The 17937-nt window shown below is 63.4% G+C and carries 9 protein-coding genes; 4 read left to right on the top strand and 5 right to left on the bottom strand.

The features are described 5' to 3' along the window. Window positions 1–85: 85 nt before the first annotated feature. The 4 genes from KQ661_RS16355 to KQ661_RS16370 form a co-directional block, all read right to left on the bottom strand. Window positions 86–976 carry a glycerophosphodiester phosphodiesterase gene (locus KQ661_RS16355; RefSeq protein ID WP_216727513.1) on the bottom strand — a complete coding sequence of 297 codons (891 nt, stop codon included), beginning with the start codon at window positions 974–976 and terminating at the stop codon, window positions 86–88. Window positions 977–1126: 150 nt separating this feature from the next. Next, window positions 1127–1768, bottom strand: coding sequence for a phosphatase PAP2 family protein (locus KQ661_RS16360; protein ID WP_216727514.1), 642 nt, complete (start codon window positions 1766–1768; stop codon window positions 1127–1129). A gap of 98 nt (window positions 1769–1866) precedes the next feature. Then, window positions 1867–3243 (bottom strand): aspartate kinase, encoded by a 1377-nt coding sequence (locus KQ661_RS16365; protein WP_216727515.1) that lies wholly within the window; start codon window positions 3241–3243, stop codon window positions 1867–1869. A gap of 122 nt (window positions 3244–3365) precedes the next feature. After that, a complete protein-coding gene (locus KQ661_RS16370) occupies window positions 3366–5990 on the bottom strand; it encodes a PIG-L family deacetylase (protein ID WP_216727516.1) in 2625 nt (874 codons plus the stop codon). 494 nt (window positions 5991–6484) lie between these two features. On the opposite strand from KQ661_RS16370, the gene KQ661_RS16375 reads away from it, so the two are divergent. Together KQ661_RS16375 and KQ661_RS16380 are read left to right on the top strand one after the other, a co-directional pair. After that, window positions 6485–6883: a hypothetical protein gene (locus KQ661_RS16375; protein ID WP_216689306.1), complete on the top strand. Its 399-nt coding sequence runs from the start codon at window positions 6485–6487 to the stop codon at window positions 6881–6883. 112 nt (window positions 6884–6995) lie between these two features. Continuing rightward, complete coding sequence (locus tag KQ661_RS16380) at window positions 6996–8651, top strand: S8 family peptidase (protein WP_235726998.1); 1656 nt, start codon at window positions 6996–6998, stop codon at window positions 8649–8651. A 108-nt stretch (window positions 8652–8759) separates the two neighbouring features. Here the strand turns inward: KQ661_RS16380 and KQ661_RS16385 are convergent, their stop codons facing one another. After that, window positions 8760–9569, bottom strand: a complete 810-nt coding sequence (locus KQ661_RS16385) for an SDR family oxidoreductase (RefSeq protein WP_168674137.1) — start codon at window positions 9567–9569, stop codon at window positions 8760–8762. 327 nt (window positions 9570–9896) lie between these two features. Here KQ661_RS16385 and KQ661_RS16390 point away from each other — a divergent pair, with 327 nt between their 5' ends. Both KQ661_RS16390 and KQ661_RS16395 read left to right on the top strand, forming a co-directional pair. Then, window positions 9897–12113 (top strand): GEVED domain-containing protein, encoded by a 2217-nt coding sequence (locus tag KQ661_RS16390; protein ID WP_216727517.1) that lies wholly within the window; start codon window positions 9897–9899, stop codon window positions 12111–12113. 149 nt (window positions 12114–12262) lie between these two features. Beyond that, the gene (locus KQ661_RS16395; RefSeq protein ID WP_216727518.1) at window positions 12263–17770 is read left to right on the top strand and encodes a T9SS type B sorting domain-containing protein; all 5508 of its coding nucleotides are present in this window, start codon (window positions 12263–12265) and stop codon (window positions 17768–17770) included. Window positions 17771–17937: the final 167 nt, after the last annotated feature.

Below are 17937 nucleotides of genomic sequence, written 5' to 3' on the forward strand. Positions count from 1 at the left end.
GTAAAGGTAGAAGCCTCACTCAAATACACAGCTTTAACCCGCGCATTTTTCAGGTTGATGGCCGGCCTTCTGCAACGCTCCCCTGCTACTGGCCCCGACCCTGCATTATCAGCAGGCGCTTCACGTTATCTACCTCAATCTCATCGGGCTGGGTTTTCAGTACGCGGCGCAGGTCTTTGGGCGAGCGGCCGCCGAACACCACCACTTTCAAGCCGGCGGCGTGAGCCTGGGCACTTTGCTCGGGCGTCACACGGTCGGCATCGAGCACCACGGTGTGCACCTTTTCCGTTTTAGCCACTTTCAGGCCGAAGGCAAATTCGTCGGAAGCAATTTCGAGGCCGATGCGGACGCCCGGCATGGCAGCGCGGGCCAGCCGTACGGTGGAGCCTTCCTGGGTGATGAACAGGACTTTGTCCAGCGGTGTGTGGTTGCGGGCGAGGGTGCGGGCAATCTGGCGCACCAGCAGCGGCACCTGCTCGTGCTGGCGGCCGGGGGGCAGGCAATGGTCGTCCTCGTGCAAATCGAGGTGGATGAATGGGAACGTGGGCCGGCGGTTGAGGCGGGCCAGCAGGGTATCGAAGGTGATGGGCCGCTCCTTCTGAATGAGGTCGTAGGGAAAGCCGCCTTTGTAGCGCAACTGAGTGATTTCGGCGGCCGTGCGCTCGCTCACGCAGCCGGTGCCGGTGCTGCCGTCCTGCAAATGCTGGTCGTGGTAGAGCATTACCACGCTATCGCGGCTCATTTGCAGGTCGATTTCCACGCCGTCGGCCCCGCGCAGCAGGGCGCGCCGGATGCCGCGCCAGCTGCTCGGCGGCCGGAAATTGAACGGGCTGATGGGTGTGTAGAAACCGGAGCCGGCGTGGCCCAGCACCACCAGCTTGGGGTTGGCTACGGGTTTGGTAGCGGTGCAGGCCGCCAGCATTGCTATCAGGAAAATCGCCAGGGAAGCAGCGGGGAGTACGCGAATTTTATTCATGCAAAAACGAGGGCCGGCACGCGCCGGTTGGGGCTGAAAGGGAATGGAGTTGGCAGGTTGTAGCGACGCATCCTTGCGTCTTGTCGTTGGACGGAATCATCTGGCTATCCCTTTGCAGGCCGTTCAACGCCGAGACGCAAGGATACGTCGCTACATCGCAGCTGTTTTACGCGGCCGGTCCAGCAGGCCGAACAAAAACGTGAGCGCCACCACCAGCCAGATGGAGAACCACACGTCGCTCAGGTAGTGCGCGCCCAGCACCAGCCGGCCCAGCGCAATGAGGCCCGGCAGTACCAGCAGCGGCCCCCGATACTTCGGAAAAGCCACCGCCAGCGGCCAAAACAGGCTGAAATAAGTAGCAGTGTGCGTAGAAGGGAACGAGTCATTGTGCGGGCCGGTGGCCCACAGACCCGTGCCCGCGTAGCCCGTGCCAAACAGCACTTCGGGCCGCAGGCGGTGCACTGTGCCCTTCAGCACGTTGGCCAGCACCATGCTGAACTCGTGGGTGAGCAACAGGATGAGAAAGATAGTGGCCCCGCGTCTTTTCAGCCCATAGCGGCCCACTGCGAAGGCCAGCCCCAGCGCCAGGAAGATGATGGGCAGGCCCACAACGTGCATCATCAGCGCATCGTGGATTTTATCGGCGGTGGCCGTGAGGGTGGCGAAAAACGGGGCCGCGCCGCCGAAATGCCCGTGAATGAACCGGGCCAGCGGCTGGTCGCCGAACACTATCAGCAGGGCGCAGGCGGGTAGCGTGAGAGCCGTGAAAGCGAGGAACTGGCGGAAGGTCATAAGTCGTAGCGCGGACTTTTAGTCCGCGAATCCAAACGGGCGTGGCAGGAACAATTTTTCACGGCTTGTTACTCGCGGACTAAAAGTCCGCGCTACTGCTACCCCAGCGCCTGATTCAGGGCGATGATGGCCGTTTTGTAATCCTCGCGGCCCACGATGAACTGGATATTCACCTTGCGCAGGGCGAAGCCGGCGCTGCGGATGTTGATGCCCGCATCGGCCAGGGCGCCGGCGGCGCGGGCCAGCAGGCCGGGCTCGTCGATGTTGGAGCCGATGAGGCAGACCAGGGCGGCCGGCTGCACGGTCACGTTCTCGTATTTGGCTTCCAGCGCAGCTACCAGCTGCGGCTTGAGGTCTTTTTCCCAGATAAGCAGCGAAATGCTATTGGCACTGGTGGCCTTGAAGATGTAGCTCACCCCGAGGTTGAAAAACACCTGCATCAGGTGCAGGTCGAAGCCGGCCGCGCCCACCATCAGCGGGTCGTGAATGTCGATTATGACGACTTTCTCGGTGCCCGTGATGACTTCGATGCGCTTGGTGGGCGAGATGTAGTCGCGGGTGATGAGCGTGCCGGGATGCTCGGGCTCGAAGGTATTTTTGATGCGCAGGTCGATGGCGTTTATCTCCAGCGGCTTCGAGGCTTTGGGGTGAATAGCCTCCATGCCCACGTCGGCGAGCTGGTCGGCCACGTCGTAGTTGGTGAAGCCGATGGGGTGGCACTGGTCCACGCCCACCAGGTTAGGGTCGGCGGAGCTCAGGTGGTATTCCTTGTGAATAATGGCCTCCTGGGGCCGCACGGCCACGGCAATCTTGCTGAAGGTGACTTCCGAATAACCCCGGTCAAACTCGCGCATAATGCCCTCGGTACCCTTGGTGTAGCCGGTGGCAATGCTGATGGTGCGCGGAAAATCAATGTCCGTAAACGCCTGCCGGATGCGCTCGTCAATGGTCAGCGGCTGGGCGTCGTCGAAGCCGCTGAGGTCGACCAGGGTGGCGTGCACGCCCCGGTTTTGCAGGATATTCACGGAGTTGAAAGCCGAGTGGGCCTCCCCTATCGAGGCTAGGATTTCACGCGCGGCCTGCAGGATATTCACGCTGTTGACGTAGCCGGAGGCCAGCACGTTCACCAGGCTTTCGAGGTAGGTCTGGGCCTGGTCGATGCGCTGCTGGATGAAGACATCGGCCACGGCCAAATCGAGACCCAGCGGCTCGTACTGCTGGTTCAGCTCTTTGAGTTGGGCAGCCACGTCCTGCAGCGGCCGGCTAAACTCCTGGCCCTGGGTGATGTGGTGATACACGCCGGGAGCGCCGGTTTTCTTGTTTTCGAGCAGCCAGTTGGTGACGTTGGCGTAGGCTGACACCACGAAAATGCGGTTGTACAGCTTCGCGCCCTCGCGGCCGTGGAAGATGATGTTGTCGAGGACGTCGGCGAAGGCGGTCATCGAGGTGCCGCCGATTTTTTCTACTGTGAGCACGGGTGTGTTGCATGTAGAGACGCATACTTGCGTCTCGTCGTTGCTGATGTTGTTAAGTCTGTGGGTTGTCGGCGCAGTTCCGCTCGTTCAACGACGAGACGCAAATATGCGTCTCTACTGCGCTACTTCCCGTACGAAATCATGTTCGTAATCAGCCGGTACGCCCCCGGCACGCCCGCCGGTAGCTCCCGGAACAGCGACAGGCCCGTGTAGATGTAGTGGCCCTTGCCGTAATCCGTGACCAGAATGGCGCTTTCCTTGGCCGCCTCGCCGGGGTCGCTGCTCGAAATGACGGTCTGGTATTTCGGGTCCCACTTCGAGGGGTAGTACAGGCCCTGCTCCTGCACCCAGCCTTTGAAATCCTGCTCGGTAATTTTGTTGGGCGCGGCCAGCAGCGGGTGCTTCGTCAGGGTCACGGGGGCGTCTTCCACGGTTACCCGGTCGCGGGAAAGCGTCATGGGATAGGGGCCGATTTCGGGCAGCACCGTGCCCCGGTCCACCACGTACTGCACCACCACGTTGCCGCCGGCCTCGATGTATTTCAGGATTTCGGGCTGCTTGGTTTTCAGGGCCTCGACGGTGTTGTAGGCGCGGATGCCGACCACCAGCGCATCGAACTCCTTGAGGCGAGCGGCGCTGATTTCCTCGGGCTTGAGCAGGGTGACGGTGTAGCCGATTTGGCGCAGGGCGTCGGGCACTTCGTCGCCGGCACCCATGAGGTAGGCCACGTTCTGGCCGCGCCGCTTCAGGTCGAGCTTCACCAGCGGGGCCACGGCCTCGGGGAAGAGGAACTGCGTGGGGATGTGCGGGTATTCAATTTTCTGGATGCCGCGGGTGTAGGCCTGCCCGGCCACGGTGGCGGTGGCGCGCAGCTCGGCGCGGCCGGGCGCGGCCCCGGCCAGGGGCTGCACCTGGAAGTTCACGGTCAGCTCCTCGTCTTTGGCGGCGAGGGCGAAGTCGGCGGTGGCGGGCTCGCACTTCCAGCCGGCGGGCAGGGCCAGGGCCAGGCTGCCGCTCACCCCGACGCGCCCGGCCCGCAGCGTGACGGGCACGGTCTTGGGCTGGGCATCGGCGAAGATGTAGGAACGGGCGGGCGGCAGGTTCACCAGCACGGGCGGCACCACGGCCAGCGGCTGGTAGAGTTCGCCCAGCACGGGGTCGGTGTGCTTGTATTGCACGGGGATGGTGAATGTTAATTTCTCAGTCCCCATTTGCACATCGAAATACACCTCGCATGGCGGCGCATTTTGTGCTTCGCCAACTGACAATTGTTCCTGAACAGAATACATCCCAATCGTGCCGGATTTACGAAGCCAATATGGTTGTGTTATCTGTTCTTTGCTAAAATCGGTAATAGCAAAATTCCCAACTACCTTTTTATTCTGTGATAAAACAGTTTTCTGAAATGCCGCTCCATTTACTTGTAATGTGTTTGGTTGGATAGCTTGGAAAATTGGAAGTCGGGTTTCGTTTTGATGATTTGCTGCTATCGATAGCAATGTTATAGGCGCAGACGACCGATTTACAACTTCAAAATCAACCTTAATAGGAACGTTGTTGCCTTCAGAAGTAGCGACAGAATTAGTGGCTGCGGTTGCTTCAATAGCAAGTCCTGATGCTGCTTGCAGCAGTTGATTCGTTTCCGCAATTTTCTCTTTTAGCCAAAAGACATTCCTGGGATTATTATCTAAATGGGTGTACATCGTTTGGTCTGACGAGTTTTTATCAGACTTATTTGATAAGGCCATTAGTTGCTCCCGCACCTTCAGCAGCCCCGCCACGCTGGCGCTGGGGTTGCTCGCGTCGTACTTGCGAATCACCTCCTCGATGAGCTTGCCCACGGCCGCGCCGCCGGGCACCCGGTTCCAGGTCTGGTCCACGCCTTCGAACAGGTCTTTGGTGGCTTTGTCGCCTTTCACGGGCTGGAAATACTCCAGCGCCTCGCCCCGCTGGGCGGCCGAGCCGAAGCCCTGGCTGCGGTGGTTGGAGCGGCTGCGGGCCGCGATTTCGCCGTAGCTCTGGCCCAGCAGGGGGTTGTAGCCGCCGGCATCGAGCCGGAGGTAGCCGTCCATGTTTTCGCCGGGCTTCACGAAGAAGCTGCCGGTGTTCCAAAGCAGGCGCTTGGGCTGCCAGGCTTGCACGTACTGGAGCTGTTCGGGGAAGCGCTTGGGGTCGCCGGCGGCGTCGAAGGCTTCGGCAGCGAGGATGGCGCTGGCCTGGTGGTGGCCGTGGCCGGCGCGGGCATCGGGCGGAAAGCGGGTGATGAGCACATCGGGCCGGCGCTGGCGGATGACCCACACCATGTCGGCGAGCACCTGCTCCTTGTCCCAGATGCGAAAGGTTTCGTCGGAGGTTTTGGAGAAGCCGAAGTCGTTGGCGCGGGTGAAGAACTGCCGGCCGCCGTCGAGCCGCCGGGCCGCCAGCAGCTCCTGCGTGCGAATCACGCCCAGGCCCTCGCGCAGCTCGGGGCCGATGAGGTTCTGGCCGCCGTCGCCGCGGGTGGCGCTCAGGTAGCTGGTTTCGAGCAGGCGCTCGTTGGCCATGTAGGCGATGAGGCGGGTGTTTTCGTCGTCGGGGTGGGCGGCGATGTACATCACCGAACCGAGGACGTTGAGCTTCTTGAGACCCAGCAGGATTTCGGAGGAAGTGTAGGACTTCGGCGTTTGGGCCTTCGTCTCAATGAAGAATGAGGAATGAAGAGTGAGGAATGCCGTGAGGACGGCAATGGGGCGGAGGAGTCGGAACATGCGCGGGAAACCGGGGTTGAGGGCGTGAAGTTACCAGCCGCCGGCCCTCCCGTTGCTGGCGCACGTCTGCGACACGTGCTGACTGGCGGTGAGCCTGTGGCTCGGGCAATGAAGACGCTGCCATACGTAACCCCTTACCCGAGCCAGAGGCTCGGGGCCGGTCGGCACGTGTCGCAGACGCGCGCCAGCAACGGGGCGCACGGTCGCGCAACAGTACGGGAGCAGTTATTTAGCCAGGTGTTGTGGTTAGTTAGCCAAACATTGTAGTTAATTAGCCAGACATTTTGGCTAGTTAACCAGATATTGCGGCTAGTTAGCCAGGCATTGCAATTAATCAGCTTGGTTTAGTAGTTATTCAGCCAGATTCTGCGATTAATTAGCCAGGTATTTTAACTAATTAGCCGGTTTATGTAGTTAATTAGCCAGGTGTTGCAATTACTTAGCCTGAAATTGAATTAAATTAGCCCGTGGATTTACATTTCCATCAATACGCTATGCCCGAAACCCTACCCGCCGCCTTTGCCCGCCGCGTAGCCGAGCGCGACAACCCGCCGCCACCGCCCCCACTCAGCCAGGAGCCCGCCGCCGTGCAGGCCCGCCTCGAAAACTGGCTGCTGAAGACCTATAAAGTGCGCGACAAGCGCGGCCGTCTGCGCCAAAGCCTGATGCTGCTGGCCCTGATGCAGCACCCCGAGCGCACCACCGCCGAGCTGGCCGAAGCATCCGGACTGCCCGCCCGGGCCGCCGCCCGCGTGGCCGTGCGCCTCGGCGAATTTGACCTGCTCACCTGGGAATACCGCAGCCTCTGGCGCTACTGGCACCTCACCCGCGCCGCCGAAGATGCCCTGTTGCTGGTGGTGGTGGGGCTGCCCACGCCCGCGCCGGTCGCCTAGCGGCGCAACATCGGGCCGGGCGGGTGCGTCTTTGGCGCGGCTGAACTTCATTTGTGTGAAAATCGGTTTATCACCCACACCGGCTGCCCACTTGCGGCCACTTCCTTTGTTTATGACGATTCTTCCCTTCCGCCGCTGGTCGCTTTCGCTGGCCTTATTGGCGCTGCCCGCCTTGGTCCAGGCCCAGGCGGTGAATGCACCCTCCCCCACTCCCGCCACCCCCACCGGCGATATGAGCGCCGCCCAGTGGTACCTCAAAGACCCGCAGCTCGACAACGTGCCCGGCGTGGGGGCCACCCGCGCCTACGCCGAAATTCTGAAAAACCTGATTCCAACGCCCGTTATCGTGGCCGTCATTGACTCCGGGATTGACACGGCCCACGTCGACCTCAAGCCCGTGCTGTGGGTGAACCGGGGTGAAATTCCCGGCAACGGCATCGACGACGATAAGAACGGCTACATCGACGACGTGCACGGCTGGAACTTCCTCGGCGGGGCCGACGGCCGCAACGTGAACGCCGAAACCCTGGAGATGACGCGCATCGTGGCCGCCGGCCGCAAGCGCTTTAAAACTATCACGGCCAAAACCGTGAAGCCCGCCGATAAGGCTGACTACGCGCTGTATAAGAAAGCCGAGAAAGCGTATTCGGCCCGCCTCAAGGAGGAAACCGAGCGCAGCAAGCAGGTCGAAGAAATGTCGGGGCCTCTCACCATGATGGTGACAAACATGAAGCAGGCGCTGGGCACCGACAAGCTCGACACCACCGCCCTCAAAAATGCCAACACCAGCGACCCCAACCTGAAACGCGCCGTGGCCGGCATGCTCGACATGATGCGCCAGACCGGGGCCGCCGATGCCGATGCCCTGCTCAAGGAACTGAACGAGGGCATGAAGCAGGAGCGCAGCATGCTGGACAATTCGCTGAACCTGAGCTTTAATCCCCGGGCCGACATCATCAAGGACGACCCCGAGGACGTGAGTCAGCGCTTCTACGGCAACAACGACCTCCACGGCCCCGACCCCATGCACGGTACCCACGTTTCGGGCATTATCGCGGCGGTGCGGACCAACAACCTCGGCATCATGGGCCTCGCCCCCGACCCGGTGCGCATCATGATGGTGCGGGCCGTGCCCGACGGCGACGAGCGCGACAAGGACATTGCCAACGCCATCCGCTACGCCGTAGACAACGGCGCGCAGATTATCAACATGAGCTTCGGCAAGGAATTCTCGCCCCAGCGCCCGGCCGTGGAGGCCGCCTACAAGTACGCCGCCCAGAAAGGCGTGCTGCTGGTACACGCCGCCGGCAACGAAAACCACAACCTCGACGTGGCCGACAACTACCCGGCCTCGTTCTACCTGAACAACACCACCATCCCGAACCTGCTCACGGTGGGCGCATCCGGCCCGAAGGACAACGTGAACCTGACCGCCGATTTCTCGAACTACAGCAAAAAGGGCGTTGATGTGTTCGCGCCCGGCGTGGGCATCTACAGCACGCTGCCCGGCAGCACCTACGGCAACGAAAGCGGCACCAGCATGGCCTCGCCCGTCACGGCCGGCGTGGCAGCAGTCCTGAAATCATACTTCCCCAAGCTCACGGCGGTCGATTTGAAGCGCATCATCATGCAGTCGGCCCAGGTGCACCACACCAAAGTGCAGACGCCCGGCGGCGAGAAGCAGGTCGATTTCTCGACGCTGTCCGTAACCGGCGGCGTGGTGGATATGTACGAAGCCGTGAAGCTGGCGCAGAAGGCATCACTATAAAGGAGTTAAGAGTTAAAGGTTAGGAGTTAAGAGTTGAAAAAGCCCGCCAGGATTCACCGGGCGGGCTTTTTCAACTCTTAACTCCTAACCTTTAACTCTTAACTCAAATCACCCCACATCCACCCCTTTTTCCTCTTTCTGGAAGCTGCTTAGCACCAGCCGGTCCGTCAGACCGGGCAGCCATTTGTTGAGAAAAACCACCAGCTTGCCCTGGCCGGTGAGCACCAGCGTGCGCTTGCGCTGCTGCACGGCTTTGAGGATTTCCTGGGCCACGGCTTCGCTGCTCATCATAGCGCCTTCGTCGCGCGGCGACTCGCCCTGCGAGGAGCCGTCGGCGGCCAGCGCGGTCTGGCGGATATTGGAGGCGGTGAAGCCGGGCGCGGCCGTGAGCACGTTCACGCCCTGGTCGAGCAATTCGGTGCGCAGGGCTTCGAGGAAGCCGTTCATGGCGAATTTGGAGGCCGAGTAGCCGGTGCGCCCCGGCAGGCCCCGGTAGCCCGCAATGCTACTGATGCCCACGATGCTGCCCTTGCTGGCCAGCAAATGCGGCAGGGCAAACTTGGTAGTGAACACGGTGCCGAAGAAGTTGGTCTGCATCAGGCGCTTGATGACTTCGAGGTCGGCATCCTGAAAGCGGGCGCGCATGCTGATGCCCGCGTTGTTGAGCAGCACGCTGAGGCCGCCGAAGCGGGCCACGGTTTCGGCCACGGCGCGCTCGGCGGCGGCCTCGTCGCCTACATCGGCCCGGATGGTGAGGTGGGCCACGCCGGCAGCGGCCAGCGCGGCGGCGGTATCGGCGAGTTTAGCTTCGTCGCGGCCGGTGACGGCCACCTGGTAGCCGGCCCGGCCAAAGGCCAGCGCGCAGGCCCGGCCAATGCCCGAAGTGCCGCCGGTGATAAGAACAGTAGGAGTTGCCATAAACTAAAAGGAGTGGCCCGGTCGGACCGGGAGAAGACGGGCAAATAATATTGGCAAATTTACGGGTGGCTGGTGCGATTTTTGCACCGCCCGATTAAACCTGTTTCCCGGGTTCTGGTCAGGTAGTTGCCGGGCGGGCGGTGGTGGGCAGTAGGCGAACCGGTGGGTTGAGTGGGCGACTCATAGCGGGCAGCGGCCGATTGTGGGCAGGCCATCCCCGCTTTCTGCTTACATTTATCCGTTGAATTCAATTGCTTTATTTCAAAGTACCGCATGCATCCACACCTACGTTCCTGGTCCCGGTTCACGCCGGGTTTTATTGCTGTTTTGCTGGGACTGGGCGTGAGCTCAGAGGCCGCCGCCCAAACCACCTGCCCCATTGCGGCCGTGTGCACGCCGGGCAGTGCCACCAACGGCCAGGCCAACCTCTACGGTATGGGTATTCTCAACGTTACCGTTGGGAACAACCTCATTAATAACACCACCAGCAACTACATCGACGGCTACCGCGACTACGGCTGCACCTTCAACGCCGCCCTGACGGTGGGCCAGATCTACACCATCAGCGTGCGCACCGGCCCGAACACGAACGAGAACGTGAAGGTCTGGATTGACTACAACAACGACGGGGCCTTCACCGGCACCAGCGAGCTGGTGTTTGATGGGCCAAACAGCATCCTGCACACGGGCACGTTTGCGCCGCCCGCCACGGCCGTACTCAGCACCAACCTGCGCATGCGGGTGGCGTCGGACTACGCGCTGGGCACCGTGCCCACGTCGTGCTCCACGCCCCAGTACTCGCAGGTTGAAGACTACAGCGTGCGGCTGTCGTCGAACGTGAGCGCCCCGGTGGCGGCCTTCACCACCAATGGCACCACCACCTGCTCCGGCACCGTGCAGTTCACCGATGCCAGCCAGAACCTGCCCACCGCCTGGCTCTGGGCCTTTGGCGACGGCACCACCAGCACCCTACAAAGCCCCTCGCACACCTACACCACGGCCGGCACCTATGCCGTGACCCTGCGCGCTACCAACGCCGTGGGCAACAACACCAGCGCCGCCACCAGCATTGTTTATAACGCCTCGGTGCCGCTGGCGGCCGGCTGCTCGCCTCAGACCACCAATTACTTCGCCAACTACGGCATCACCCGCTTCCGGCTGGGCAGCATCGATAATACCTCGGCCGACGGCAGCGCCGGCTACCAGGACTTCACCTGCCCGCAGCGCACCGATTTGATTGTGGGCGTGAATAACCCGATGATTATCACCACGGGCGGCGTGAACCCGCACGACATCCGGGTGTACCTGGACCTGGACAACAACGGCGTTTTTGCTACGTCCGAGCTGATTTATACCGGCCTGAACACGGCCAGCCCCGGAGCCACCACCACCCTCACCCTGCCCACCAGCACCGTGCTCAACCAGCCCCTGCGCCTGCGCGTGATTGCCGACGCCATTGGCAACACGGCCGGTCCCTGCGTGAGCCCCGTGAGCGGCCAGGTAGAAGACTACACCATCATTGCCCGGCCCAATACGCTGCCGCCCATCATCAACTTCAGCACCAACTACGTGGTTGGCGGCTGCGTGAATCCCATTCAGTTCACCGACCTCACCACCAACGTACCCATTTCCTGGCTGTGGAGCTTCGGCGATGGTACTACCAGCACCCTGCAAAACCCCACGCACACCTACACCGCCTCGGGCACCTACAACATCACCCTCTCGGCCACCAATACAAACGCCTCGGCCAGCGTGACGCGCCTGAACGCGGTAACCATTCAGGTGCCCTGCCTCACGTATTGCGCGTCGAACGGCACGGGGGGCACCGGTCCCGGCGGGCAGCAGATGCCCAGTCCGTTCTTCATCGCCACCGTAGGCATTGCCAATGCCACCCCGGCTTTCATCAATAACAGCAGCGTTGCCACGGGTGGCTACGCCAACTACACAAGCCTGACCCTGTCGGCCAGCGTGGGTAACTCCCTTAGCCTGACGGTGGGCACCAACCTGGCCGCGCAGCACCGCACCTCGGCCTGGGTAGACTGGAACATGAACGGCACGTTTGATGCCTCCGAGCTGGTGGTGAATGGCACGGCTAACGCCAACACCTTCACCGCGCCCTTCACGGTGCCCGCCGGCATGGCGGGCAGCACGCCCCGCATGCGGGTGATGGTGGTGGCCAACGCCACCGGCGGCACGCCCAACCCCTGCGCCACCAATCTCATCAACGCCGAAGTGGAGGACTACCAGCTGCGGATACTGCCCCTGGCCACCCGCGATGCCCAGGCCCTCCCCACGCTCAGCCTCTTCCCCAACCCTACCCTTGACGGGCGGGTGAGCCTGCGTCTGCCCGATGCCAGCGCCGCCGGCCTCTACACCACCGAGGTGCAGAACCTGCTGGGCACCACGGTGCTGCGCACAGCCCTGCGCCTGGGCCCGGCCGCCGATGCCCAGCTGGACCTGAGCGCCCTGCCGGCCGGCGTGTATGTGCTGCGCCTGCGCGACGCGCAAGGCCAGACCGCCCGGCGCCGCGTGGTACGCGAGTAACCGACAATTTCTGGCGAGCCGACACCCGGCCCGCCCTCAATTTCCAGCCGCCCCGGCCGCCTTCTGGTGGCCGGGGCAGTTTTTCAGCTCCCCCCCCCCCTTCATTTTATTGTATGCCTACAACCTTACTACGGCGTTTTTTTGGGCCGATGCTACTCCTGGCGCTGCTGGTGCTGGGCACGCGCCCGGCGCAGGCCTCGCACCTATTGGGCGGCGAGATGAGCTACCGCTACCTCGACGCCACCGGACCGGCCGCCACGCCCTTTCGCTATGAGATAACCCTGACGGTGTACAGCAACGGCCTGTATACCAATGCCAACCCCAACGGCATCGCGGCTCCCCCGGTGAGCGCGCCGATTGAAATATACAATCGCACCACCGGGGTGCGCATTGCCAACTATACTTTCAGCCGTACCTCACCCACGGCTACCAACGCCAACCTGCCGCCGCCCATTGCCCCGCCCGTGCCGCAGGGCTGCGCCGTGAGCGGCCCCAGTCAGCCGTTTTACCTGTGCAAATACGTGCAGACGGTGAACCTGCCGGTGTCCTTCGATGGCTACTACGCCGTGTACTCGGTGGGTGCCCGCAACAACACCCTGACCAACGTGAACAACCCCGGCGGGGGTACCGGCGGCAACGTGCCCCTGACGCTGTACGTGAGCATGGCCCCGCCGCTGATTTACAACCGCTCGCCCGTATTTTCGGATACGGCCGTGGCCATCGTGTGCCAGAACGATACCACCATTTCGCTCAACAATGCCTTTGACCCCGACGGCGACCGCCTGGTGTACTCTTTTGGTACGCCCTACGGCTTCCCAACCCCCGGCGGCACTTTCCCACCCTTTCCCCAAGCGGTACCCTATTACCCGGCTTACAGCGCGGCCAACCCCTTTGGGACGGGCGCGGGCAACTTTGCGACCATCAATGCCAGTACGGGCATCGCCAAATATGGGGCCCGCACCAACGGCCTCTACGTAGTAGCGGTGGATGTGGCAGAATACCGCACCATCAACGGCGTGGAAGTGCTGATTGGCACCACTCGACGAGACTTGCAGCTGGTGGTATCGACCTGCCCGCCCACCACGGCGCCGGTGCTGCCGGCCCCTACCCTCACTCCCCGCAGCTATACCATTGAGGAAGGCCAGTCGCTGACCATTCCGATTACGGCCACGCAGGCCAGCGGCAACCACCCGCTGGTGCTCACCGTGAACAGTGCCCTGCTCGATGGCAGCGGACCGTTCAACACCACCTTTAATGGCAGTACGGGCACGGTGCAGCCCGGCAACCTCACCGGCACGGCTACCGCCACCGGCACCGGCACGGTATCGGGCACGTTCATCTACAGCTCCGGCTGCGGCCAGGCCCGCACCACACCCTACGACCTGGGCGTGACCGTAAAGGATAACGGCTGCGGCGGCAAGCTGGCTTCCGATATTTTCCGGGTGACGGTGACCCGCGCTGCCGGCCCCAACGCCATTACCGGCCCCACCACGGTGTGCGACCCCGCCACGGTGCGTACCTACACCGCTGCCGGCCCCGTGCCGGCCTCCTACCGCTGGCGCATCACGGGCGGCACCATCACGAGCGGCCAGGGCACCAATGCGGTGCAGGTAACCTGGGCCAACGCCAATACCACCGGCCTGCTCTCGCTCAAGGGCATTTCGACCTACGGCTGCCTGTCGGACTCGGTGGTTAAATCCGTGGACATCCGGCCCCTGCCGGCCCTCACGGCCACGGCCCTCGCGCCCAGCATCTGCCTGGGCACCTCAACAACGCTGACTGTGACGGGCCTGGCGGGCCTTACCTACGTGTGGTCCGGTGGCGGTATTAGCTCCACCAGCACCACCGTTACGGTAATACCCACCGCCACCACCACCTACACCGTGACCGGCACCGACGGCACCTGCTCCGTAACGGCTACCGTGACGGTGACCGTGACGCCTCCGCCCGTGGCCAACGCCGGCCCTGCCCGCACCGTGTGCCCCAACGTGGCTTCTACGCCGCTGGGCGTGGCAGCTGTCACCAGCTTTACCTATGCCTGGACGCCGGCTCTGGGCCTGAGCAGCACTACCGTGGCCCAGCCCACTGTGACGCTGCCCAACCTGACCGGCGCCCCCATCACCCAGACCTACACGCTCACCGTATCCTCCGGCCCGAGCTGCTCCAGCACCTCTTCGGTGGTGGTGACGGTGAGCCCCGCCGCCGTAGCCGATGCCGGCCCGGTCCGTACGACCTGCTCGGGAGTGGCTTCGGCCGCCATTGGCACCCCGGCGCTGGCCGGCTACACCTATAGCTGGAGCCCGGCCACCGGCCTGAGCAGCGCCACCGTGGCCCAGCCCACCGTGACGCTGCCCAACCTGACCGGCACGCCCATCACCCAGAGCTATACCGTGACGGCTACTAACAGTACGGGCTGCACCGCGACTTCGACGGTCATCATCACCATCAACCCTGCGGCCGTGGCCATTCCCGGCCCGGCCATTAGCTTCTGCTCGGGTACGGTTTCGGCCCCACTGGGCAGCACGACTACGCCCGTGGCCGGCACTACCTATAGCTGGAGCCCGACCACTGGCCTGAGTGACCCGACTATTGCCAACCCCACGGTAACGGGCACTAACACGACGGGCGTGCCCATCGTGAGGACTTATACCCTGATTACCACTTCGCCCCTCGGCTGTCCCTCGGCCCCTGCCACCGTGGTGGTAACCATCAACCCCGCCGCCGTGGCCGATGCCGGCCTGGCCAAGGCGACCTGCTCGAACGTGCCCGTGGCCATTGGCAACGGCACGGCCGTGGCCGGCACCACCTACGCCTGGAGCCCGGCCACCGGCCTGAGCAGCACGTCGGTGCTGAACCCGACCGTGACCCTGCCCAACCTAACGGCCGCCCCCATCACCCAGACCTACACCCTGACGGCCACCACCGCCAACGGCTGCACCGCCACCAACACGGTGGCAGTAACCATCAACCCCGCCGCCGTGGCCGATGCCGGCCTGGCCAAGGCGACCTGCTCGAACGTGCCCGTGGCCATCGGCAACGGCGCAGCCGTGGCCGGCACCACCTACGCCTGGAGCCCGGCCACCGGCCTCAGCAGTGCCTCGGTGCTGAACCCGACCGTGACCCTGCCCAACCTGACCGGCGCCCCCATCACCCAGACCTACACCCTGACGGCCACCACCGCCAACGGCTGCACCGCCACCAACACCGTGGTGGTAACCATCAACCCGGCCGCCGTGGCCGTGACGGGAGCCAACCAGGCCGTGTGCTCGGGTTCGACCATTACGCTGGGCGCCGCCCCGGTAACGGGCTACACCTACAGCTGGAGCCCGGCCACCGGCCTGAGCAGCGCCACCGTGGCCAACCCCACCTTCACGCTAACCAACACCACGGCCACCCCGACCCCCATCATCTTCACCCTGACCGCCACTACCGCCAACGGCTGCGTGGCCGCCAGCCCCGTGACCGTGACCGTGAACCCCGCCGCCGTGGCCGATGCCGGCCCCGCCGCCGCCGTCTGCGACCTCAAAACTATTACCCTGGGTACCCCGGCCCGCACCGGCTACACCTATAGCTGGGCCCCGGCTACGGGCCTGAGCAGCAGCACTGCCGCCCAGCCCGTGTTCACGGCCTCGAACACCACGGCCCTACCCACTACCCGCACTTATACCGTGACGGCCACCACCGCCAATGGCTGCGTGAGCACCAGTGCCGTAGTTATCACCATCAACCCGCGCCCGCTGCCTTCCGCTATTGTGGGGCCGGCTTCGGTGTGCCCCACGGTTACGGGCATTGCCTATTCGGTGGCCAACCCCGTGGGCACGGCCTTTACCTGGCTGATTCGTGGCGGTACCATTGCCAGCGGCCAGGGCACCCCGGCCATCGCCGTGGACTGGGGCGTGGCCAGCACCGGCGGCTACCTCAAGGTATTCAGCTTGAATGCCCAGGGTTGCTCGTCCGATACTACTACCCTGCCCATCATCATCAATCCCCGCCTGCAAACGGTGCGGCCCACCGGCCCCGGCGACATTGTGGCCGTAGCCCCGCTGCCGCGCGCCGTGTGCCAGGCTGATGGTCCCTATCGCTACGTGAGCGGCATTTTCGCCAACGGCTCCAGCTATGCCTGGACCATCATCGGCGGTACGCAGGTGAGTACCCTACAGAATACGGTGACCGTGAACTGGGCTCCGGTGACGGTGCCCACCATCGGCAAAATCGTGGTGACGGAAACCAGCAACCCCGCCAGCGGCGTACGCTGCCTGGGCACTTCCGATACCCTCAAGGTGCTCATCAACCCCTCGCCGCGCCCCACCCTGGCCATCACCGCCCCGGTGCGCGTGTGCCAGACCAACGGCCCCGTGACCTTCGGCCTGCCCGGCGGCTTCACCGGCTCGACCTACGTGTTCCAGCTGGCGGGCGCTACCCTGGCCGGCACCGGCAATACCCGCGTGCTCGCCACGCTGCCCGCCCCCGGCACCTACACTCTTACGGTGCAGGAAACCACTTCGGCCGGCTGCACCGGCCCGGTGTACACTACGCCATTCACGGTGGCTCCTACGCCCACCGCGCCCACTATTTCGGGCTCGGGCTTCGTGTGCAATGTGGCTACGCCGCAGCAATACGCCATTGCCAACCCCACGGCCGGCGCCAGCTACCAGTGGACCATTGTGGGTGGCACCGTCACAGCCGGCGGCACCAGCAGCCAGGTTACGGTGCGCTTCAACGCCACCGGACCCTACACGGTGAGCGCTGCTGAAATCAGCGCCGCGCCTGCGTCCTGCACCGGCCCGGCCACCATCCGCACCATCCTCTTCGATAGCCCGACGCTGACCCTGACCAACGCCTCGGTAGATGCCGCCAGCAACAGCCGCGTCATCATCTCGCTGGGCACGCTCAACAGCGCCAACACGCCCAACCCGGTGCAGGTACTGCGCCGCGTGGCGGGCGCGGGCAGCTTCGCGCCGGTGGGTACGGTTGCGGCTTCGGCCACCACTTTCACCGACAATAGCGCGGTAGATGCCAACGCTAATTCCTACGAGTACCAGCTCAGCCTCACCAACGGCTGCGGCACAGTTACTACTACCGGCGTGGCCCAGACCATCCGCCTGCAAGCCACTGCTACCGCCACCGCCGGCGGCCGCGACCAAGGCAGCACGGCCCTCACCTGGAATGCCTTCGTGGGCTTCGCGGTGAAGGAGTACCGCATCTACCGGCGCACCGACGCCGGCGCGCCGGTGCTTATTGCCACGGTGAGCCCGACCACGCTGCAATACACGGCCACCAACACCGACCCCAACAGCACGGCCACCGGTCTGGGCTTCAGCCAGAACTTCCGGGTAGTGGCCGCCAGCACCGATGCCACCCCGCTGCTCTCGAACTCGAACGAAACCAGCGTGAGCTTCGCCAACGCCGTGAAGACCTACAACGTCATTACCCCGAACCGCGACGGCCAGAACGATGTGCTCGTCATCGACAACATCGGCCTCTACCCCGGCAACACCTTCACCATCTTCAACCGCTGGGGCCGCGAGGTGTACAAAACCACCAACTACCAGAACAACTGGGGTGGCGACGACAACACGCCCGCCGGAAACTACTTCTACATCCTCACCCTGCCCAACGGCACGAGCGTAAAGAACTGGTTCGAGGTGGTAAAGTAATGTCTGAACTGCGGATTTATCGGATTGGTCGGATTTTGTAGCCGTACTCCGTTGCGTTAGCCAACAAGAAAGGCCACCCAATCGGGTGGCCTTTCTTGTTGGCTAACGCAACGGCAACTTCGTTTCCACGGTGTGCAAGCTCGTTTCCATCGTATGCGATTCCGGAT

This window comes from Hymenobacter siberiensis, from assembly GCF_018967845.1.
In the GTDB taxonomy this organism is placed as follows: Bacteria; Bacteroidota; Bacteroidia; order Cytophagales; family Hymenobacteraceae; genus Hymenobacter; species Hymenobacter siberiensis.